Source organism: Bacteroides timonensis (assembly GCF_000513195.1).
Lineage (GTDB): Bacteria > Bacteroidota > Bacteroidia > Bacteroidales > Bacteroidaceae > Bacteroides > Bacteroides timonensis.
Genome location: NZ_CBVI010000023.1, coordinates 45,022 through 68,448, shown reverse-complemented (window position 1 = coordinate 68,448; position 23,427 = coordinate 45,022). Strand labels below are relative to the sequence as shown.

General features: G+C 45.5%; 10 protein-coding genes and 1 pseudogene. 2 read left to right on the top strand and 9 right to left on the bottom strand.

Annotated features, from left to right (window positions below):
- Positions 1–67: 67 nt before the first annotated feature.
- The 7 genes and pseudogenes from BN161_RS06520 to BN161_RS06490 form a co-directional block, all read right to left on the bottom strand.
- Positions 68–514 (bottom strand): hypothetical protein, encoded by a 447-nt coding sequence (locus BN161_RS06520; protein ID WP_044264093.1) that lies wholly within the window; start codon positions 512–514, stop codon positions 68–70.
- 29 nt (positions 515–543) lie between these two features.
- Positions 544–2,325 (bottom strand): RagB/SusD family nutrient uptake outer membrane protein, encoded by a 1,782-nt coding sequence (locus BN161_RS06515; RefSeq protein ID WP_044264091.1) that lies wholly within the window; start codon positions 2,323–2,325, stop codon positions 544–546.
- 18 nt (positions 2,326–2,343) lie between these two features.
- The gene (locus BN161_RS06510; RefSeq protein ID WP_044264089.1) at positions 2,344–5,553 is read right to left on the bottom strand and encodes a SusC/RagA family TonB-linked outer membrane protein; all 3,210 of its coding nucleotides are present in this window, start codon (positions 5,551–5,553) and stop codon (positions 2,344–2,346) included.
- 21 nt (positions 5,554–5,574) lie between these two features.
- The gene (locus tag BN161_RS06505; protein WP_044264086.1) at positions 5,575–7,329 is read right to left on the bottom strand and encodes a RagB/SusD family nutrient uptake outer membrane protein; all 1,755 of its coding nucleotides are present in this window, start codon (positions 7,327–7,329) and stop codon (positions 5,575–5,577) included.
- Between the two features lie 6 nt (positions 7,330–7,335).
- Positions 7,336–10,392: a SusC/RagA family TonB-linked outer membrane protein gene (locus BN161_RS06500; RefSeq protein WP_125910767.1), complete on the bottom strand. Its 3,057-nt coding sequence runs from the start codon at positions 10,390–10,392 to the stop codon at positions 7,336–7,338.
- Positions 10,393–10,471: 79 nt separating this feature from the next.
- Entirely contained in the window at positions 10,472–12,310 is a 1,839-nt protein-coding gene (locus BN161_RS06495; protein WP_052356193.1) for a LamG-like jellyroll fold domain-containing protein, read from the bottom strand.
- Positions 12,311–12,778: 468 nt separating this feature from the next.
- Positions 12,779–17,033: pseudogene (locus BN161_RS06490) on the bottom strand (two-component regulator propeller domain-containing protein).
- A 191-nt stretch (positions 17,034–17,224) separates the two neighbouring features.
- Between BN161_RS06490 and BN161_RS06485 the strand changes: the two are divergent.
- A complete protein-coding gene (locus BN161_RS06485) occupies positions 17,225–18,712 on the top strand; it encodes an arabinan endo-1,5-alpha-L-arabinosidase (protein ID WP_044264084.1) in 1,488 nt (495 codons plus the stop codon).
- Between the two features lie 26 nt (positions 18,713–18,738).
- Complete coding sequence (locus tag BN161_RS06480; RefSeq protein WP_044264081.1) at positions 18,739–20,721, top strand: alpha-L-arabinofuranosidase C-terminal domain-containing protein; 1,983 nt, start codon at positions 18,739–18,741, stop codon at positions 20,719–20,721.
- 122 nt (positions 20,722–20,843) lie between these two features.
- On the opposite strand, the gene galK is transcribed toward BN161_RS06480, so the two are convergent.
- On the bottom strand, positions 20,844–21,998 hold the full coding sequence (gene galK / locus BN161_RS06475; protein WP_044264078.1) for a galactokinase: 1,155 nt from the start codon (positions 21,996–21,998) through the stop codon (positions 20,844–20,846).
- Between the two features lie 54 nt (positions 21,999–22,052).
- Complete coding sequence (locus BN161_RS06470) at positions 22,053–23,396, bottom strand: MFS transporter (protein ID WP_044264075.1); 1,344 nt, start codon at positions 23,394–23,396, stop codon at positions 22,053–22,055.
- Between the last annotated feature and the right edge of the window lie 31 nt (positions 23,397–23,427).

Below are 23,427 nucleotides of genomic sequence, written 5' to 3'. Positions count from 1 at the left end.
GAAACAAATTACGAGTTACAATTTAAAAGCGTTGCTTTTATAATTGTAACTCGTAATTAATATAGTTTTATTCAGTAGGAGTTTCTTCAGAAGGTGTTTCCGGTTCTGTTACTCCTACAGTCATTTCCACTTCAGGCGAATAAACTACTCCATTAGGGTAAAGAGTAGCAAAAGCCCGTACATAATATACAGTATTGTCTGCCAACTCAGTCAGAGTTGCTTCCATCTTTTCATTCTCAGGAAGAGTTTTCACTGTGGCACTGTAGATGGTAGGATTCTTGGAGGTATCATAGCAGAAACCATAAGCCATTACTCTGATAGCGCCTTCATCCAAATCTTTTTGACTGACCATTACATCAGAAGTTGCTATAGCGGTAGGAGCTGCAATCTCAGTTAGTACAGGTGCACCGAGAGATAGTTCTTGGTTATCGTTGTCATCGTCATCACAAGCGGTAAAACTGATGAGCAGTGAGCAACTCACCATTAGCATGCTTAACCATTTATTAAGTTTCATATTTTCGGAGTTTTAATGAGTTTATTTTTTTATTGCATTTCCCAGCCGGGATTTTGTCCTAAGTTAGGCAATCTCTTGATTTCGGCATCCGGTATCGGGAAGTAGTAGTTCTTCGGGCTGTTGAAAGCACGTGATTGGTGCATTTCCGCCGGACCGTAATTGAACACCGTGCTTTGCCCCGGAGTTACAGCTACACCGTAAAGGTTATAAACCTGTTGGTAGTAGGGCAGACTCTTTTCGCTGGCGGCACTTTTGCCCTCGAATAACTTCCAACGGCGTTCGTCAAAGAAACGGTGATCCTCAAAGCAAAGTTCGATGCGGCGTTCGTTGCGGATACGTTCACGAAGCTGCGACTGACTCATTCCACTGTATGGTGGCATGCCTACACGGGCACGCACTTCGTTTACATATTGATAGGCATTATCCGGTCCTTCTGCTTCGTTGATGGCTTCGGCGGCATTCAGCAATACTTCAGCATAGCGGAAGATAGGACAGGCGTGCGTATAAGTAGTCGGGCTCTTAAATGACATGTTATTCAGGAACTTCTTGGTGTAGTATCCGGTGAGTGTTCCACCGTGCAGTTCATGATAATCTTTGCCGGAACCATAAGTAACATCTACTTCACGCTCTTCATCTTGTTTAGCATCTCCCCAGATGGAGCCGTGATGCAGAATGGTTTGCTCCAGACGCGGGTCGCGGTTGGAATACGGATTTTGCGGATCGTAAGACGAATCTTTATCTATGGGAAGACCATTTTTTGTCTCATAGCTATCTATCAGGTTTTGTGTCGGATTGGTACGTCCGGTTGAGTTTACACTACCACTGAACCCGCAGGGAGCCAGGAATAGTTCAATTTCACGGGTTTGCCATTCTGAACGGCTTAATATATACTCGTTGTTCAGGTGAGGCGTGGAAACGAAACATTCATAATAATTCTTGTTCGGATCATTATCTGTCGTAGTATACAGTCTGTACGGATTGCTCTGGACTCTGTTTTTCGTGATGAAGTCCGTTGCAGCCGTTGCAGCTTCCCTCCATAGGGAAGCGTCATTGCTAGGATTGTGCAAAGCCGATGCTCTGTACAACAATGCTCTTGCTTTCAATGCATACGCTGCAGCACCGTTCACGCGTCCCCAGTTCAGCTCTTCCTGTGCATATCGGAAAGGTAACACGTCTTTTATCTTATCACATTCGTCGGCAATCCATTTCAGTGCATCGGCGCAATTGGTGCGTGCCATGTTCATTTGTTCCGGATTGGTGTATTCGAAAATGATGGGCTCGCCGTTCTCATCTTCACCTATGATGGGGATATCACCGAACCAACTGGCTTGGTCGAAGTGGAAGATGGCACGGAGCAGTCGGGCTTCAGCCATGTAACGGTCGTACAAACGGTTGTCGTCACCCTCCATTTCAGTATTCTTCACAACGCTTTCGCGGGCATACTTCAGGAAGTTGTTGGCGGCACGGATGCCTCTGAAGTTCTTTGGCCAGAAATCTTCCGCAAACGAATGTTTGGTTGCGGAATAAGCGTCTGTCAATACACTGTGATAATAATGTACACTCCAGAAAGAGAGTGCATTATCCGTCATACAGTCGCGCGATGCACCACGGAACTGGCCATCTGTATAACCTACGAACGCATCCGGTAGGTAGGTATATATATTTGCCAGATAGCCGCGGGTATTCTCAAATTTCTGGAACACCTGTTCCGCATCCAGGGTCAAGTCTACCTCTTTGTCTAAGAAGTCGCTGCAAGAGGTGAAATTTACAGCCAGCAGTGCGGCTGCCATATATTTGAATATCTTTTTCATATTTCTCTGTTTTTCATATTAGAAACCAATGTTTATACCGAATGTAAATGTCCGGGTTTTTGGATACCACCATACGTAGCTCATCGGCTTTTCCGGGTCACAACCATCGGGTACGCTGCTCCATGTGCAGAGGTTATATCCGCTGAAGTAGAGACGGCACTTGGTCAGGTTGGCCTTTGCAATCAACCGTTTGGGTAATGAATAGCCTACTTCGACGTTGCGGAGTGACAAGAAGTTGCCGTTTACAATCCAAATGTCATTCTGATAAGTTCCCGTATCGCGGTCACTATCGATGGCATTATAACTACCGTAAGTAGGACGAGGATAGGTTGCATTCACGTTGCGCGGATCAAGCGGATCGTCTGTATAGTAACCCCATGTTTTTACCACTTCGTGGGTACCTTGATTACCCCATCCTGACCAGGCAACAGCCGGAGACAAGAATACATCACGGTTCAGATAAGCGGTAAATACGGCACGGGCATCGAAACCTTTCCATTCGAAACCGAAGTTAAGGGTCGGAATCAACTCGGGGATAATGGTGTATGTATCCGGTATCATGTCGTTAGAGTCAATCTGGCGGTCGCCATTTAAATCTTTGAATATGGCTGTACCTAGTTTCTGTGCACCATTGGAGGCTGCATTATACGGATATTTTTCCGGATGGTCGATAGCATCCTGCTGGCTGGTTGCAATCAGGTTGGCGTCGCTGGCCCATTGAATGAATTTGTAACGGTTCCAACCGCCGACACCGTTGTTGAATGAACTTTCGTACAAACCGGCTACAGAAGTGTAGTCATAGATACGGTTGCCTGTTTTACGTTGCCATTCCACGTTAGGTTCTGTTTCGTCCATTTCAGTAATCTTATTCGTATTGTAGGTTAACATACCTTCAATATAGTAGTTGAAATCACCAATATGATGACGATGTCCGAGTGTAACTTCAAAACCTTTGGTTTCTGCTTTTCCGTATGAGTCTTGTGCAACAGAGATTCCCAATAGGGAAGGTACACTGGTGCGAGTAACCAGAATGTTGGAACGCCATTCTTTGAAAGCATCTACCGAACCATAGATCTTTTTATTCCAGAAGTCGAAGTCCAACCCGATATTCAGCATGTCCGAGATTTCCCATTTGTTATTGGCGTTACCTGCCATTGTTTCCGCAAATCCGTTGATGTAAGAACCGGAATACCCGAAACCGTAACCGGTAGCGGAACCATACGTATTCTGATAAGCGTAACGACCTCCGCCTGTGGTGGATTGTCCGGAACGACCGTAAGAAGCGCGAAGTTTCAAGAGGTTGATATTCTTATTTTTCAACCAGGGCTCTTCGGAAGCTACCCAACCTGCGGATGCACCGTAGAAAGTTCCCCAACGTTGGTCTTCCCTGAAATTATCAGAACCCATGCGTGAGATGTTTCCGGAGAAGATATAACGGTTGGCGTAGTCGTAAGTCACTTGTCCGTTGTATGAAAGGTAACGGTTGGAAGATGCATATCCGTTCGACTGGTTACGGTAAGCGCGAGCGAATGCACGGGCTTCAACGGTGTGTTGACCGAATTTGTTGCTGTAACCTAAACCTCCCATCAAGTTCAGATTGTAGTAGAACTCGCGCTGGTTGGGCGTAGGATCACTCAATGCCGAATAGGTAGTGTATGGCGTATATTTGAATTGTGACGGATCGGTTACATCCATATTCATATAATCATAGTTATATGAATTTACACTGTTCCTTTGAGTGGATTCGAACGTTTCATAAGAGTCAAAACTAATGGTTGCATTCACTTTCAGACCTTTCAATATGGGGCTTAAGTCACCGTTGACGTTCAGTGTAGAATACAAATTACGACGACGGTTCTTTTCCTGACCGGAAGCGGCGAGATAGCGACCTGCATTGTTAGCGGTACTGGAGGCATAGATCTGACCATTCGGTGTGTATACCGGTTCCATCGGATTGGCTTCGACAACACCGAATGTAGTCAGGCTGAATACGCCTTCCGTAGGCTGCGTAATGTTATCGATGCGGCCACCCAAATCAAGAGAAACGTTGAGGTGCTTGGTTACATCAATGTCGATGTTAGAACGTAAGTTCCAGCGGTTCAATGTATGACCGGTGTTGTAGTTCTCGTTGTAATTAGTCCACTTGTCATTCCACATACCCTCTTGGCGGAGATAAGAGAATGAAACATAATAGCGGGCACGTTCGTTACCACCACTGATTTGCAGGTTGGTCTTGTACATAGGAGCTGTTTCGCGATAAAGTTCGTCAGCCCAACTGGTATTGAAGTATCTGTATTGATCGATGCCATCCAGCTTTTCTCCGTTGCATACGCGGCGGTACATCTCAATCTGTTCGTCGGTGTACATAGGGTCTGAACCATCCAGATATTTCACCCGGTTGCGTGTCAGAGCCATGTTATAGGAATTCTGGTTTTCCATCTTGTTGCTCAACATCTGGAAACCTACCTCCTGCGTGAAGTCGATGTTCGTCTTTCCTGCACTACCGCGTTTGGTAGTTACCAGGATTGCACCGTTGGCACCGCGCATACCGTAGATGGCAGTAGCGGCAGCATCTTTCAGGATGGTGATATTCTCAATAGGGAACGCATCGAGGAAAGAAAGGTCACGTTCCATATTATCCACCATAACCAGCGGAGCACGTGCACCGGTGTTCATGGTACGGATACCACGGATATACATGGCTGTTTCCGTCCATCCCGGTTCACTGGACCATTCGTAAGTTTCCATACCGGTAACGGTAGAGGTGAATGCATTCTGAAGCACTGTGATAGGATGCTTTTGCAATTCCTCACCGGTTACTACAGAGGTTGATTCGGTAACCAGCTTCTTGGCTTTGCGCCCGAATGCCACAGGAGTGGTGTGGAGGTATTCGTCAAGGTCTGATTCCAGCTCAATCTTGAAACCTTCATTAAAGTCTACCGCTACTTGTGCATTCTTATATCCCACGCTGCTGATGCATATTTCATCCGATGCTCTTACATTCTTCAAACTGAAGTAACCGTTCTCGTCGGAGAGGACGATGCGGCTTTCTTCGGCTACATTCACCACGGCTCCGGCAATAGGATTGCCTTCCGTGTCCACAATACGGCCTTTCAACGTCTGTGTGTTCTGTGCCCAGACAGCGCCGGTGGCAAAGAGTAAAGTTACCAGTAGCAAGGCTTTGCCTGCTCCGGTCATTTTCTTTATGATATGATTCAAATTATACATATTCTATAGTTGATTTAAGGATTACCATTCCGGATTGTTTTCAATTCCTGTCTTCCAGTATTCACCTTCAGGGATAGGATAGAGGTACATCTTATTTTGGAACACGCGTTCTTGGGCCACTTTGCGGGTGATGGTTCCATTGGCAGCTACATCGATACCGATGATATTGCGTCCCAATGCCTCTTCCGCTACATTCCAGCGGCGTACGTCCCATGCGCGATGTTCTTCGAATGCCAATTCTACCGTGCGTTCTTTGCGAATGAAGTTGCGCATCTTCTCTTTGGTATTCAGATCTGTACGGTCGGCAACATTGCCGGTGATGCCTGCGCGATGACGAATCAGGTTGAGCTGGTCATACACTTCCTTGCAGGGACCTTGTACCTCGTTCACAGCTTCGGCATAGTTCAGCAAGATTTCCGCATAGCGGATGATAGTCCAGAGACGGCGTGAATTACCGCTATGGTTTGCGCTCAATATGGTTTCAGGGATAAGCTTGCGTACATAATAACCGGTCGGGGTAGCGTTAGCATTTCCTACAGGATTATCACGCTGCCCTTTGACAACATTGATTACACCATTCCCCCAGGATACACCATTATAAAGAATGGAAGCTGCCAGACGTCCGTCACGGTTGGCCCACATATTGGCATCGCTGTAACCGCTTGCGGCGTTGACGCTCGGATTAACCCCGTTATAAACCGGAGCACCGGTTTCGTCATATTCCCGGAAGGGGGAGCTGCCGTCAATCATGTCGTACATGTCCACCAGATTTTGTGACGGACAGAGACCGCCGTTGCCACCTTCACCCACCGGGGTGTCATTTGAAATGCCACCCCATGCGATGGTTCCATCATTGCGGTAGAAGATCATTTCTTTGTTGCTTTCTGTATATGGAGTCAACAACCAGGCATTGGTTAATGCTGTCTTTGAGTCCGTACCTTGCATCAACGAGTAGTTACTGCCATAGGTCTCGATGAAACCTTTTGCAGCATCGGCTGCTTGTTGCCAGGTGATACCTGATTCGTTGCTGTAGCGTGGGCTTGCCATATACAGCATGATGCGGCTGTAGAGTGCGCGGGCCATCGGCTGACCGATACGTCCTGCACGAGCATTGTCGGAAGCGTCCGCATAGGTCATCAGACCGTCTTCACACTCGCTTAGTTCTTTCAGGACAAAGTCTACTACATATTCTTTTAGACTCGGACGGGTTTTATAGTTACTCAATAAATCACCATTAGGATCGAGTACTTCTGTTACGATGGGAATAGGACCGTAACGCAGGAAGAGTTCCCAATAAAACCAGGCACGCAGAAAGCGGGCTTCGGAGATATAGTTCTGTTTATATTCAAGATGTTTGTCATCGCCCAAATCAGGATTTTTAGGCACGTCTTCTATGCGCGTAATTATCATGTTACATTTACGGATACCGCGATAATAATGTTCCCAAGTGCCGCTAAGTTCGGCCGAACCGCCACCTCCGTAGTAGTTACCAATGTTGAATGTGGTGCGTACACCTCCGGTCGCGTAACTGGTTTCCGCCAAGTCTGTAGCGGCGTCCAACCAAGAGTTGTTGATGCGGCAGGCACCGTGGCGCAGGAAGTTATAAGTATCATAATGGAACTGTGTCATTAAGTTCCAGTCGCCGAACACTTCGTCGCCCGTCAGCTCATTACTGGGTTGCTTGTCAAGGAAACCTCCAAACATATCTTCGCAGGAAGTAAGTGTAGTAGAGGCAACACCCAGTGCAAAAATGCTATATAATAATATTTTCTTCATCTTCTATCAGAATTTAATATTTACACCAAAGTTCACAGTCTTCATAATCGGATAGCGGTTGGAACCGTTGCTTTCCGGATCACACAGGTCGTCCAGATGATCCCAAGTGATGAGGTTGTTGCCGTTCACGTAGAGGCGGCAGTCGCTCATGCCTACTTTTTCTATCCATTTGGTAGGCAATGTATAGCTCAACTCGATGTTCTTCAGACGCATGAAGGCACCGTTCTTCAGGAAGAAGGAGTTCTGGCGCTGGTTGTGGTCACCGTAACTATCGTAGTGTAGCAATGGGTATTTGGCACTTGCCAGGTTCTCGGATTCCGACTTCGCGGGATTCCAACGATCCAGATGGTGCTCCTTCACTTTACCGCCACTAACGAAGGCGTACATCGCTTCCGCGTCATAATAACGGCTTACGTGGTCTACGCCTTGGAACATTACGCTGAAACCGATACCTTTGTAGTTGCATCCCAAGGTGAGTGCATACGTATTTTCGGGCACATCGCTATAGCCGATGAATGTTTCGTCGCGTTCGTCAATGAAACCGTCTTTGTTCATATCGCGATATTTCAGGTCACCTACCTGTACATTGCCAAAGGTCGATGTCGGGAAGTTAGGATCAGCGAGGTCTGCGGCAGTTACGAAGCCGTCGCATACCAGTCCGTAGTACTGACCGATAGGATGGCCTTCACGCTTGCGGTAGTCCGTTTTCAGTGCTGGCTCATCCATGTTCTTAATTTCATTTTTGGCATGAGAGAATGTCAGGCCGACGTTGTATTGGAAGTCCTTCCCGATACGGTTGTTGTGTTTTAGTTCAATCTCAAAACCACTGTTCACGGTTTCACCCAGGTTACCGGCAGCCATTGTTACGCCTACCCATTCCGGGCGTGTCAGGTAGTTGGTCAGGATATCGTTACGCTTTTCATAGAAAAGGTCGATATTACCATTCAGCAATCCGTTCCACAATCCGAACTCCAGACCGACATTGTACTTGTGGGCACGCTCCCACGTAACGGCATAGTTAGGATATTGAGTTTCGTAGATGCCGGACTGGCCGCTGGTACCGAACATGTAATCATTGCTGATCTGGCTCCATTTCTCTTCATAGAGGAAGCGTTGTGCCACTCCGCCTACAGTATATATATCGTTACCTACCTGACCGTAAGAAGCGCGCAACTTCAGGTTGTTTAACCACTCCTTAGTGTTCTCCATGAAAGATTCGTTGCTGATGCGCCAACCTAAAGAGAAAGCGGGGAAGAAACCGAAACGTTTGCCTTTCATGAAGTTCTCCGAGCCGTTGTAACCGAAGTTAACCTCTGCCAGATAGCGGTCGTCGTAACCATAAGTGGCACGACCTACCAGACCTTGATAACGCTTGGCAAGATCGGCTCTGTAGCGATAGTCATTCTGATTGTAGAGCGCCATAGCTGTTACATCATGTCTGCCGAACTTGCGGGCATAATTGATTTGCGCTTCCATGTAGAGTTTATAAATCGTATAAGAATCCTTGCTGCCCGTTAATTCGCCATCAGAGTTGAAGCGATTGTAGGCATCAATGTTACCGAAATCATCCCGATTGTTCAGTTCGTAAGTGGCGAAACTTGCTCCGTAGAGTGTTTTGTCGTAAGAGTCGTAGTCGAATGAAGCCATACCCTTTACGCTCAATCCTTCGGTCAGCCAATCCATCTTGTAATCAAGGATGAAGTTGGTTTCATTGATGGTATTCGTAGCTTTGTAATATCCGCCTTTCGTCAGAGATGCCACGATGTTGTTCTGATACTGTGAGCTACCACCATAGATGGTTTCCTGTTTTTCACCGTTTTGTACTACTGTAGATACGGGGAAAAGCCATCCGGGTGTGTGGTTCATTTCATAGAATATCTGGCTATAATCAGCTCTTTCAGTCGTATTGGAACCTTTACGCTCTTCAAAACGAGTACCGAAGTTGACAGAGAAAGTCAGATCTTTCGTCAAGAACAAGTCCATATTAGCGCGGAATGCATAACGACGGAAGCTTGGGCTTGAGGTGTTGCCATACTTGTCGTTGCTCAGATTTTTAATCAACCCTTTTTGATCGTATAGCTCACCGGAGGCATAATAGCGCATACGCTTTGTACCGCCACGTACACTGACGTTATAACGTTGTGCGGGAGAAGAACTCTTCAATACCTCATCATACCAGTCTACATTGGGATATAGCATTGCCTCTAAGCCGCTCAATTCGCCGGCAACCGATCTGCGATACATTTCCAGGTCGTTGGCAGAGAACTGTGAAGGAAGTCCGTCGTTGGCGAGGGCTTCTTCCAGCAGGCTGACAGACTGGTAAGAGTTCAGGTAAGTATCCGTGCGCGTCGGGCTTTGTATCTGCCAGTTGGCGGTCAGGCTTACTTCCGGTTTCTGTTCTCTACCGCGTTTGGTCGTAATCAACATAACGCCGTTTGCGCCACGTACACCATAAACGGCTGTTGCCGAAGCATCTTTCAATACCGAAATCGTCTCAATATCGTCCGGGGCTATCTGTGAGAATTCACGTTCCACGCCATCTACCAATACAAGCGGTTGGGCATCACCGGCAAATGTAGCACGACCGCGGATATAGATTTGTGTGTCATCCGAACCGGGAGCACCGGAAGTCTGTGAGGTGATGACACCTGATATTTTACCGGCAATGGCTTGGGATACGTTGGCGGCAGGAGATTGGAGCAACTCCTTGGAAGATACTTGCGAGATAGCTCCCACAACACTTTCCTTTTTCTGTGCACCATATCCTACTACCACAACTTCTTCCAGCATCTCTGAGTCTTCTTTTAATGTCACGACAAAAGAAGTCTTGCCTGCTGTGTTGATTTCTTGCGTCTGATAACCGACGAAAGAGATTTGCAACACAGCTTTGTCGCTTACTGTTAATTTGAAGTTTCCGTCAAAATCTGTTATAGTACCATTGGTAGTACCTTTTTCAACTACGCTGGCACCTATGACAGTTTCTCCGGTGACGTCTTTTACGACACCTGTAACTTGCTTTGACTGGGCGAACAACATTTGTCCTGCCAGTGTAAAGGCGAGCATCAGAAGCAGTCGGGAAATCAAATTTCCCGATGCTTTATGAACTTTGCTATTGTTTATCATATCTTTTGATTTAAAGTTTTTATTGTTGAATTTCACTCCAGAAAGGCATATAACCCACAGAACGGAAGTCAAGATATGAGCCATCTACCGTGAAGAATATACCAATATCAGGTGTTGTGATACCGTTGGGGTAAGTGAATATCATATCACCCAATACTTCGCCGGCAGCAGTTCTGGTTTTGACGGTAATTGTGAGGTCAGCACCTTGACGCTCTACGGCAACGCGGCAGAAAGCACCATTCATTTGCTCCTTAAATGTATCCCAATTAAAACTGTGGGTAAGAGAAATCAGGTCGGCATTATCGTTGGTGTTACCAAAGGCACCCCAGCCATAAGCATCGGCACGCAAAACTGCATATTCAGCGTAACCACTTTCGTCACGGTTTTTACCATTGGTAATTACGATTACCCAGTTGCACCAGTTGTTTGACAAGTTCGTATAATTATAGAACGCATGTACGAACGGAACATCCGTATCGCCTGTGACTACCGAAAGATCAGAGAATTGTGTCCACCAAGCTGTAGAGCAATCCGGTGCTCCGGTAGTGTAAGTCTCTTCCGCATAAACTTTACCGCCTACAAGGGTTTTTTCTACATCAATCTTATAGTATGAAGCATCACAAGTCAGGAATGAACCGATTGTTTCTGCAAGATCGCCTTCAAACCAGTATTCTTGTATGAGAGTTCTTCCATCGGAAGTTGTAGCACAGGTCTTCACTGTAACCTTATTACCTTCACGAACGATGTCGATATCAACAAATGCACCATTCATATCTGCGATGAAAGTATCGAAATTCAAGTTATGGGTTAAACGACCATCCACCCAATATTGTCCCCATCCGAAAGCATCAGAGCGCATAACCACGTACTCGGCGTAGTCACTTTCGTCGCGTTCTTTCCCATTGGTAATTACGAGTACAAAGTTATTCCAGTTTCCGCCTCCGCTACCGTAGTTCCAGAAACCATAGTGGGTGTTGGTGTCTCCTGTCATTCGGATGGTAGGAGAAAATGTTGTCCACCATGCTGACGAACAATCTTCTTCACCCACATAGAGGTAGTTACCATAGTCGGGCTCTTCTCCGCCCATGCTGGGGCGCGCTTGCTCTTTGCTGGTAATCTGATTGCGATAAATATTAATATCATCTATCCACATCTCCCGGGTGTCGGTATCCGACCCACTACCTATATATATATAAGAGGTGTTGCCCATGAATTGCACAATCTTGTTGAAGTCGAAGTTCGTTTCGGTCTTGTCGATGCGCTGATTGCCATCTACAAAAACACTATATCCATCGTTACGAACAGTAATTGCGACATAATGCCATTCACCGGTGGGTGTTAACATGCCAGTCTTGAGGTTACTCGGATTGTTCGCTTCGTACTCACCATCGGTGCCTTCGTACTTCAGCCACCCATTGGCAGTCATAAACATACGTTGAGTGCCATTTGCGTTTTGGAAAGAGAATAGGGCACCTTCCAAGTCATCGTCTAAAGCTTCTTGGGTTTCTTCGTCAACGAGAGCCGCTTGCTTTACCCAAAAGGTAAGCGAAACGCCGTTTTGAACTTTGTAATTGCTCAACGGGTTGAACATACGGGCATAGCCATTAGGACAGTGAAGAACCGTGTCTCGCTCTTCATCTACTACAATTTCGGCCACTTCGCCACCTTCATAAGCATAGTAGTTCATACTTGTTGGGTCGAAATTACCTTGAAAGGTTACGTTGGCTACCTGTTCAAGTTTCGGGTTAACATCATTCCCCGCAGGCGGGTCCATCTGTCCCCAATCCTCACAAGCTCCTAAAGAAAGGACTGTAAAAGCCGCCAGTATAAGTGACGACCACTTTCTTGTCTTCTTCATAATACAGATATTAATGGTTTAACAATATTAGTTATACTACATTCATATTTTAAGTAGTGGTGCAAAAATACGCTCAAAAGGTGTTCTAGAGGTGGACAAATGAATTTTTGAGGTGGACAAATGAATATTAAGTGTGAAAATTACAATTAAAATTCGGCTTCAGTATATATCACGATACTTCAGGCTTATTGTACTGTAAATAAAATGAAAACAGGAGAAGATGCTGGTAAGGAAGGCATCGAAAGGGTGTAGCCCTAACCACCAAAGGGTGTAGCCATATAGGGGAAAGGGTGTAGCCATCCCGACCTTAAGGCTACACCCTTTTTAATCATGCTCACAGGTACTTCTCAATGGGATAATGGCACATCTGGCAACAAGGGGCACATCTGTTTTTATTCTAATAGTGTCAATATATTTGTCCCATTCCGGCGGATTTGTAATCAATCGCGAAGGTTGAGATCAGCGACCTTACTCTTCTTCATTCAGCAATGCGCTTGGCGTCGTATTAAACTGCTTGCTGAAACAGCGGGCGAAATACTTGGGGTCATTGAAACCAACCTCATACGCTATTTCTGCAATATTCATCTGTTTGCTCTCCCGGTTTTTGAGAATCAGTTCCCGGGCGGTATTAAGTCTGTAATTGCGGATAAATTGTCCGGCGGATTGCCCGATGAGACTTTGCAGCTTTTTGTTCAGCAGGCTTTTGCTTACTCCTACGGCTTCACAGAAATCGCTTACTTCGAAGTAAGGGTTTTTATAGTGTTCTTTTACGACCTCCATAACCTGGTTGATAAACTTTTTGTCTCCGGATTCTTCCTCTATATTCAATGCTTCCACATCCATGTTTGTCTTGAATTTCCGTTGATAGCGTCTGCGGTTGTCCAGGATGTTCTCGATACGGGCTAATAACAGGGTTTCGTCGAAAGGCTTTAGCAAATATTCGTCCACCCCCGTGCGGTAACTTTCCAACCGGGCTTCCGGGGATGTCTTGGCAGTCAGCATCAGGAAAGGTATATGCGAGATGGCAAATGTTTCTTTGACTCGGCGCGATAGTTCTATGCCGTCCATTACGGGCATCATCAGGTCGCTGATTATGAAATCTACAGGCTGGCTGTTCAGCACCTCAAGGGCTTCTGCACCGTTGCCGGCTTCAAGCACATTATAGTAATCACGGAGAATGGAACGGATATATCCTCTCATGTCAGCATTGTCTTCTACCACCAAAATGTTGAGTGCCGCTTTTTCTTTCGGCAAATTCTCGTCTGTAGTTGATAAGGCCGATATGTTGTTTTCAATGATTATATGGTCGTTTATGCTCTCTTCTTTCGTTAGCGGCAGCAAGATGCGGAAAGAACAACCGGAAGTGGGGTTGTTGCGGACACTGATCTCTCCATCGTGCATCGTAACGATACGTTTGCAGAGGTACAGCCCGATGCCTGTGCCGGTTTGCCCGTATACAGGATATTTCATTTGCTTCTTTGACTGGTAGAAGCGATTGAATATTTGTGCTATATCCTGATCTGAAATGCCGGTTCCGGTGTCGCTGACACAGATGTAGAGTGCTTCTCCTTTATCTCTTTTAGCAGGCAGAGTGGCTATATATACGGATATGCTTCCACCATTGGGGGTGAATTTAATAGCGTTGCTTATCAGGTTGGTGATGACCTTGTGCATGGCTTCCTCGTCATACATGATTTCGGGATTCGGCATGTGGAAATAGCATTTTATGGAGATGTTCCGTTCTCCGGCAAACACTTCAAACGGAGTGAGCAGCGTACTTATAAACTTCATGAAGTTGCCTTTCGTCTTGGCGATATTCAGTTTGCCGGACTCCACTTTCCGGAAATCCATCAACTGATTGATGAGGGATAGCAGGTATTTGGAGTTGCGCTCCACAAAGTTCAGCTGTTCTATGACTTGCGGATTATAGCTAAGTTTCAAAGCACGTTCGATGGGGCCGATAATCAAGGTTATGGGCGTGCGGAATTCGTGCGTAATATTGGTAAAGAAAGCGATCTTGTCCAATGTCAGTTCTTGAACTTTGTGTGCCATGCGGCTCAACTGTGCTTTCTGCCGGGTGATCTTTTCATTCTGCTGGGTCAGCATCTTGTTCTGGCGTGAAAGCTCTTCGGTCTGGTGCTCTAATTGTTGCTTTTTCTGTTCCAATTGGTATGTGCGTTCCTCTACGGTGCGGTGCAGCAATTCTCTCTGGCGTTTGAAGTTCCGTATGCGCCATTGGTAAAATTGCCATACGGCTAATGAGGCGAGGACGACCAGCATCAATATGAACCAGGTAGTTTTATAGAAATAGGGTAGGATAGTGATCTTCAGTTCAGTGATTTTCTCTGTTCCCTCTCCTCCGTCGGTGGCGTATTTCACCTGTAAGGTATAGTTGCCCGGACGTAAGTTTGTATAGCTTGCAAATCGCCGGTTGCCGGGAACTTGTACCCATTTGTTTTCAAATCCGAGAAGGCGGTAACTGTAAGTAGCCGTATTGCATGGCTCAAAATTCAAAGCGGAGAATTCCAGGGAGAAAGATTTCTCTTTTTCATGAAGTTCGATCTCTTGGGTAACGGCAATATCTTGGGACAAGTATTTACTGCCCGGAAGAATTTCTTCGTTTCCTATCCTCAACCGGGTAAAGCGTACGTTGGCGGGTTGGACAAAGGTAGCGGGAAGATTACTTTCAATAGCTGTAAGCCCCGCTACGTTGCCGAAGTAGAGAGTGCCGTCTGAAGAACGGAATGAGGCGTTCCAATAGAACTGGGCGTCCGGCAACCCGTCTTGTTTGGTGTAATTGGTAAAACGGTTCTCGGTGGGGTGATAGCAGGAAAGTCCATTGTTGGTTCCTATCCAGAGATTGCCGTTGATGTCTTCCTCTATGCTTCGTACGTTATTGTTGATTAATCCATGGGACGTGGTGTGGGAAATAAATTTCTCTCTGCCTTGTTCATCGACTACTCGTTTGTATATGCCATACCCGTTGCTTCCCAACCATAATGTTCCATCTTCCGCTTTGCAAAAACAACTGATTTTCTCTACAAGTTTAGACTGGGGATCGTCCAACTTATAATTCAGATGCCGGTATTGGAATTCTCTTTTATCCGACTTCGGGGAGCGCAGGTCTATGATATATACACCTTCCGTGCTTCCTATCCATAATTTATCTTCCTTGTCGATGACAGCTCCGAGGCAGCCGCGAACATTTTCCGCCGCATTGTTCGCGAAAGGAGAAATGAACTTTTGGGTTTCCAGATCATAGAAAAAGAGCCCCCGGTTAGTGCCTATCCACATTCCGTTGTTGACAGGGTCATAAATAAGTACTGCAACAAAGAACAAGGGGAAACCGGTGTCTGGATGTGTATGAATCACTTGCAAAGGACGCCGGGGAGTCTTTGCATCCAGGATGTTGATACCTCCTCCCCAAGTGCCTACCCATAGGCGGTCTCTGTTGTCAGCGGCAAAGCAGCTCACTGAGTTATGGCTCAATTCGCCGCGTTCCCATTTATAATGGACGAATTCTTCTTTACCTTGTTCTTTACGGTTCAAACCACCCTCTACGGTACCTACCCACAAGCTGCCGTTTTTATCTTCGTAGATAGCATTTACCGGGTTATAAGATAAGCTGGAGGGATTATCCCGGTCATGTTGGTAATTGTGTATGGACAAGCGTTTGGGAGTTAGCTTGTTGATGCCGCCGGTTTCCGTACCGAACCAGATATGCTGTCCGTCTACTTTGATGCAATTGATGAAATTGCTATTCAGCTGGCCGTTGCCGGTTGAGCTATGGGTGAAGCGTTCAAAATCGTCTGTAATAGGATTATAGATATTAACCCCGCGAAGAGTACCTGCGATCAGTTGCTTGTCGTTGGAAATGGCAAGGCTGGTCAGGTAATTTTGCGACAAGGAATGGGGATCATTGGGATTGTTTTCGTATAGCTTTACTGCATTGCTGTTTCTGTTGTAACGATACAGCCCTATATGGGTGGCTATCCATACTTCATTTTCCTTTGCCAGCATGTCTTTGAAGTAGAGTTCCGGCCAGAAGGTCAGGCGTTCTGATAAGGAGGCTTTTTCTAACTTTCCCTCGGGGGGGCGGGCTGATTTTATAGATTGTACCGTTGATGCCGGTCCATATCTTTCCGTCTTCGTCGATATCTTTTAAAATAAGGTCCGGCTCGTGCAATGCCGGTAGTTCCAGGCTAGATAAGGTTTCTACACTGCCTTTTGCGTCAAAAGTTATCCGGTGAAGCGCATTGTCACATTGCAGCCAAATGCAATCCTGTGAATCTCGCATGACGCTATAGGCGGGTTGTTTGATTAATTCCGCCAGTAGACCTTTAGGATCATTGGGGACGATGGGTTGCAGGGTAGACAGGTCAATGATATCTGTGCCACCTTCGGATACAACCCACAGGCGTTGGAAAGTGTCTTCGTACACATTACGTATGAAATTGCTTTTGAGTTTGCAGTGGAAAGTGTTGGGATTGAAGTGGATGAATTCGTAGCCGTCATACCGGGAAAGTCCGCCGCCGGCAGTGGATATCCAGAGGAAACCACGGGTGTCTTTATAAATATCATCGATAAAGTTGTGGGGTAGTCCGTCGTCCATCGTGATATAAGAGACGTTGTATCGCTCGGTGAAGCGTTCTTGCGCCTGTAAAGAACCGGACATAATGAGGCAGCTATATATAATAAGGTATAGAAAGATGTGTTTTTTCATATTGTTTTGTATTATCCAAAGCAAAGTTAGGAGATTATCTGTAAATTGCAAAAATGAGACAATGCCTTTTTTAACGATAGGTGGAATATCCACCTGTAATGTCCGTATGTCCACCTCAAATATTCGTTTGTCCACCTTCCCATACCAGCCCGGGCGTATTTTTGCAACAGAATTTATAATCTGTTGATATTATGAGAAACTTGCTACGCATAGCTATTTTGCTGACGAGCGGCTTCTTTGCTGCTTGCACTCCTCCTGTGTTTACTCCTACCGCTTCGCCCAATCCGTGGGCGGATGATTATTCTTCGCTCTCTTCTATGGAGAATTACCGTTCGTGGGGAACTTACAATGTACATGATCCGTCTTGCCGTAAAATAGGCGATTATTACTACATGTATTCCACGGATGCCATTTTCCGTGAAAACCGTAAAGAAGCAAAAGAAAAGGGAGTTCCCTTGGGATTTATACAAATGCGGCGTTCCAAAGACTTGGTGAATTGGGAGTTCCTCGGTTGGGTGCTTCCTGAAATTCCTCAAGAGGCGGTGGAGTGGGTGCGCTCTCATGCCGGAGGGCATGGAGCAACGAATATCTGGGCTCCTTACATTATTCCTTATAATAATAAGTACAGACTCTATTATTGTGTGTCGGCTTTCGGGCGGAAGACCTCTTATATAGGGCTGGCGGAGTCTGATTCTCCCGAAGGTCCCTGGGCATTGACGGGTTGTGTGGTCAAAACAGACGATATGACAGCCATGAATGCCATTGATCCCAGCATCACTGTAGACCCTTCAAGCGGTAAGTGGTGGATGCACTACGGCTCATACTTCGGCGGTTTGTATTGCGTGGAACTGAATCCTGAAACCGGACTTCCTTTGGCAGAAGGGGATAGAGGACATTTGGTAGCTCGCCGTGCCAATTACAAGAAGGATAATCTGGAAGCGCCTGAGATTATTTATAATCCTGATTTAAAAGAATATTTCCTGTTTGTTTCCTACGATCCGCTGATGACGACTTACAATGTGCGTGTCGGACGTTCGGACAAAGCGGAAGGACCTTTCGTTGATTACTTTGGTAAGGAATTGAAAGATACTACCAATAACTTTCCGATACTGACCGCTCCTTATCGCTTCCAGAATCACCCGGGCTGGGCCGGAACAGCGCATTGTGCGGTGTTTACTTCAGACGATGGACAGTATTTTATGGCTCATCAAGGTCGTTTGTCTCCGCACAATCAGATGATGGATCTTCATATACGTCAGGTGTTTTTTACAGAAGAGGGTTGGCCTGTTGTATCTCCCGAACGCTATGCCGGTAGTAAATCACGGAAGTTCTCCGCTGCAGACTTAGCTGGTGAGTGGGAGATTATCCGTGTACAGGAACCTTTGTATGAACGTAAGTTAGAAGCGGGACAAATATTGTGGGGTGAGGGTGAGCTGCAAGATGAAGAATGGAACATGTCTCATCTGTTACATTTAGAGAAAGATGGAAAACTAGGAGAGAATAAAGGAACCTGGAATTTTACAGATGCAAAGCAATCTCTGCGGTTGACACTTGATGGAGAAGATATAAAAGACTTGATCGTATTTGCCGGACATGATTGGGAAAATGAAACGGAAACAGTTCTCTTTACCGGTCTGGATAGCCGGGGACGTTCCGTCTGGGGAAAAAGGATTAAATAATCAATTATAATTTTTATTTTGAAACCATGAAAAGATACACAGGATTATTGGCGGCTCTGGCTCTTACAGCAGGAATGTCGCTTCAGGCACAAACCAATGAGTTTGTGATACAGACCAAAAAATTAGGTGCCGAAATTCAACCCACTATGTATGGGCTGTTCTTTGAGGATATAAACTATGCTGCCGACGGTGGCTTATATGCTGAACTTGTAAAGAACCGTTCGTTTGAACTCCCGCAGAATTTAATGGGATGGAAGACCTTTGGTAATGTTACCTTGCAGGATGATGGCCCTTTTGAAAGGAACCCTCACTATGTTCGTCTGTCTGATCCGGGACATCCTCATAAGCACACCGGACTTGACAATGAAGGCTTCTTCGGTATTGGTGTTAAAGCCGGTGAAGAGTATCGCTTTTCTGTATGGGCACGCTTGCCAAAAGGAGGGACGGTAGAAAAAATCCGTGTAGAGCTGGTGAATACCAAATCTATGGGCGAACATCATGCTTTTGCCACAGAAACATTGACTATTGATTCGAAAGAATGGAAAAAGTATCAGGTTATTCTGAAGCCCGGTATTACAGATCCGAAGGCAACTCTTCGTATTTTCCTTGCATCAAAAGGTACTGTTGATTTGGAGCACGTTTCTCTTTTCCCGGTCGATACCTGGAAAGGACACGAGAATGGTTTACGTAAAGATTTGGCACAGGCCTTAGCAGATATCAAACCGGGTGTTTTCCGTTTCCCCGGCGGATGTATCGTTGAAGGAACAGATTTGGCTACACGTTATGACTGGAAAAAATCAGTAGGTCCTGTAGAGAATCGTCCCCTGAATGAGAATCGTTGGGAATATACTTTCCCGCACCGTTTCTATCCCGACTATTTCCAAAGCTATGGATTGGGATTCTATGAATTCTTCCAGCTTTCGGAAGAAATAGGAGCAGAACCATTGCCTGTATTGAGTTGCGGTCTTGCCTGTCAATTTCAGAATTCAGAAGCAGAGGCACATGTGGCCGTATGTGATTTGGATAGTTATGTTCAGGATGCTCTCGACCTGATAGAGTTTGCTAATGGAGATGTTACAACAAAGTGGGGAAAACTTCGTGCAGATATGGGACACCCTGCACCGTTCAATCTGAAGTTCATTGGTATTGGTAACGAACAATGGGGACCGGAATATCCCGCACATCTCGAACCATTTATCAAAGCTATCCGTAAAGCTTATCCCGATATCAAGATTATCGGAAGTTCGGGACCTGATTCTGAAGGAAAACAGTTTGAATATTTATGGCCGGAAATGAAGCGTCTGAAAGTGGATCTGGTGGATGAACATTTCTATCGTCCTGAGAACTGGTTCTTGAACCAGGGAACACGTTATGATAACTATGACCGTAAAGGTCCGAAAGTATTCGCCGGTGAATATGCTTGTCATGGTAAAGGTAAGAAGTGGAACCATTTCAATGCTGCCTTGCTTGAAGCTGCTTTTATGACGGGATTGGAACGTAATGCCGATATTGTGCACATGGCTACTTATGCTCCTCTGTTTGCTCATGTGGAAGGATGGCAATGGCGTCCGGATATGATCTGGTTTGATAATCTGAACTCGGTACGTACTGTAAGTTACTATGTTCAGCAACTCTACGGACACCATAAAGGTACCAACGTACTTTCCCTTACTATGGATAAAAAGCCTGTAGCAGGTACTGAGGGACAGAATGGCTTGTTTGCAAGCGCTGTTTATGATAAGGATAAAAAAGAGATTATAGTGAAAGTAGCCAATACTTCCGATAAAGCTCAGCCCTTATCATTGAAGTTTGAAGGATTGAAGAAGCAAGATGTATTGTCTGACGGTCGTTGTATAAAGCTTCGTTCAGCTGATCTCAATAAGGATAATACGATTGAACAGCCATCTGCTATCCAGCCTCAGGAAACTCCGGTTTCTATTGACGGACAGGTATTGAATGTAGAGCTCGAACCCAATACATTTGTTGTCTACATTTTTAAGAAAGGATGAAATTAATGAATAAAGTTAGGTTAGATTAGGTTAGTTGATTAGTTTATTTAAAAAGGCTAAAAAGATAAGGGCGTCTCCCCGTGATGGGGGAGACGCCCTTTTAAGTTTGGGCTGTTTTAGTTTTAAACTAATCTGCGAGCACCGTCACTGATGACTACATCATAAACTTTAGGGCTCCTGCCGAATTTTTCTTTGAACTTATCCTTGGCATTCTGGATGAATGTATCATACAGCTCATCTTTCACCAAGTTGATAGTACAACCGCCGAAACCGCCTCCCATTACACGAGAACCTATTACACCGCAATCAAATGCAATATCATTCAGGAAATCGAGCTCTTCACAACTTACTTCGTAAAGTTTGCTCATACCATGATGGGTCTCATACATCTTCTGGCCTACAGTTTCGTAGTCACCTCTTTCCAAAGCATCGCAAACGTCGAGTACGCGCTGGATTTCTTCGATTACGTATTCTGCACGCATGAAGTCTTCCTCGCTGATTTCAGCTTTTGACTCTTGTAGCATCTCCATGGTACAGTCGCGCAGGAATTCTACATGCGGATGTTTCTTCTGGATAGCGGCAACGGCAGCTTCGCAACTTTGGCGACGCTTGTTGTATGCTGAAGAAGCCAATTCATGCTTAACTACAGAATCTACTAATACCAGACGATAGCCTTTCGGATCGAACGGGAAGTATTGGTACTCCAGTGAACGGCAGTCCAGACGGATAAGGCTGCCTTGCTTGCCAAATACAGAAGCAAACTGGTCCATAATACCGCAGTTTACACCGCAATAGTTATGTTCGGTAGCCTGACCTACTTTAGCCAGTTCAAACTTGTCTATCTTATTGTCGCCAAACAGGTCGTTCAACGCATACGCATATGTACTCTCCAAAGCGGCAGATGAAGACATACCTGCACCTAAGGGAACATCCCCGGAAAAAGCTGTATTGAAGCCCTTTACATCAACGCCACGCTTAATCATCTCACGGCATACACCGAAGATATATCTTGCCCAGCTTGCACGGGGAACATCTTCTTCCTTCAAACCGAATTCTACATAATCTTTCAAATCGATGGAATAAGCTCTTACCATGTCAGTGCCATTCGGTTTAATTTCAGCAATCATGCCTTTGTCGATTGCTCCGGGGAATACAAAACCACCGTTATAGTCTGTATGCTCACCAATGAGGTTGATGCGTCCTGGAGAAGCGTAAACTGCTCCTGTCGTTCCGTCAAAATGCTTGATGAAACGGCTTCTTACGTGTTCTATATCCATAATCTTTTCAAATTTATAAGTGAATAAATTAATTACCTATACCTTTTAATTGCGTTAATCCTCTACTGGGATATCTTTATTTACATTTTTGCAACCTACCAAGCCGTAGAACAGCAGATAAGCAAGAGCTGCGATAATCAACCAGTAGCTGGCCATATAACCTACAGAGTCAGAGATGCTTTGCTGGATCAACGGCAATACACCACCACCAACAACCATCATCATGAAGATACCGGATGCTTGTGCCGTATATTTACCTAACCCTTCTACTGCAAGGTTGAAGATGCCACCCCACATTACAGAAGTACAAAGACCGCAAAGAACGAGGAACAATGCGCTGACGGGTACTTGTGCCATCATAAAACCTTCGCCTACAGTGTAACCGGGCATTGAAACTGTTACATCTTTCGGAGTGAAGATAGCAATCAATACAAAAACAATAGCAGTGGCAGATACAACGATTAACTGTGTACGGCTGGAAACCTTACCGCTGATAGCACTACTGGCAGTACGTCCTACAAGCATCAACAACCAGTAGATAGCGGCAATGGCACCACCGATAGCGGCACCGTTCATCATAATTCCGGCACCTTTATCGCTTGTGTCGGCAAGATAGAAGTTCAATGTACCCGGAATACCGATTTCGATGCCTACATAAATGAAGATACCAATTACACCCAGTACTGTGTGACGGAAGCTCCATGGGCTGTGAGAGAACTTCTCTTTCTTCGCTCCACCCTTCTGAAGGTGCGGCTCAGGAATAGCTACAAAAGAAATAATAATGAATGCAGCTACGAATACACCCATAGCAACAAAGAGAAGAGGGGCAACATCCGACATAGCTGTCTTGGAAGTTACTGTACCGATCAAAGCGCCTACGAAAAGCGGAGTCAATGTACCGGACAAAGAATTAAGGGCTCCACCTGTTTGAATCAACTGGTTGCCTTTGTTACCACCACCACCAAGAAGGTTCAACATCGGGTTCACCACTGTGTTAAGCATACAAACACAGAAACCGCAGATGAATGCACCAAGCAGATAGATAACGAAATTTAATTTGATAACATATTCGCCGAATGCGAAAACTTCGGCATTTGCTCCGAATAAGCTGGAAAGGTATTGCGTGAACAAACCGAGGAAACCTACTGCCATTGCAATCAATGCGGTCTTCTTGTAACCGATCTTAACAAGCATGTTACCGGCAGGAATTCCCATAAACAGATATGCCAGGAAGTTCATCATATTTCCCATCATACCTAAAGTATTCGAACCCGCATATTCGTTTCTCCAAATCGTACCGAATGGTGCGGCAAGATTTGTAACGAAGGAAATCATCGCAAAAATGAAGAACATGGTAATAATAGCGACAAGATTACCGTTCTGTTTTTGTTGTGTCATGGTCTTTTGATTAATTAAATTAGTTATAAAA

What these genes read in the sequence shown, in the direction of transcription:
- BN161_RS06470 (WP_044264075.1), bottom strand. Translation starts at nt 23,396, where the DNA reads ATGACACAACAAAAACAGAACGGTAATCTTGTCGCTATTATTACCATG.
- BN161_RS06480 (WP_044264081.1), top strand. Translation starts at nt 18,739, where the DNA reads ATGAAAAGATACACAGGATTATTGGCGGCTCTGGCTCTTACAGCAGGA.
- galK (WP_044264078.1), bottom strand. Translation starts at nt 21,998, where the DNA reads ATGGATATAGAACACGTAAGAAGCCGTTTCATCAAGCATTTTGACGGA.
- BN161_RS06520 (WP_044264093.1), bottom strand. Translation starts at nt 514, where the DNA reads ATGAAACTTAATAAATGGTTAAGCATGCTAATGGTGAGTTGCTCACTG.
- BN161_RS06495 (WP_052356193.1), bottom strand. Translation starts at nt 12,310, where the DNA reads ATGAAGAAGACAAGAAAGTGGTCGTCACTTATACTGGCGGCTTTTACA.
- BN161_RS06515 (WP_044264091.1), bottom strand. Translation starts at nt 2,325, where the DNA reads ATGAAAAAGATATTCAAATATATGGCAGCCGCACTGCTGGCTGTAAAT.
- BN161_RS06510 (WP_044264089.1), bottom strand. Translation starts at nt 5,553, where the DNA reads ATGTATAATTTGAATCATATCATAAAGAAAATGACCGGAGCAGGCAAA.
- BN161_RS06485 (WP_044264084.1), top strand. Translation starts at nt 17,225, where the DNA reads ATGAGAAACTTGCTACGCATAGCTATTTTGCTGACGAGCGGCTTCTTT.
- BN161_RS06505 (WP_044264086.1), bottom strand. Translation starts at nt 7,329, where the DNA reads ATGAAGAAAATATTATTATATAGCATTTTTGCACTGGGTGTTGCCTCT.
- BN161_RS06500 (WP_125910767.1), bottom strand. Translation starts at nt 10,392, where the DNA reads ATGCTCGCCTTTACACTGGCAGGACAAATGTTGTTCGCCCAGTCAAAG.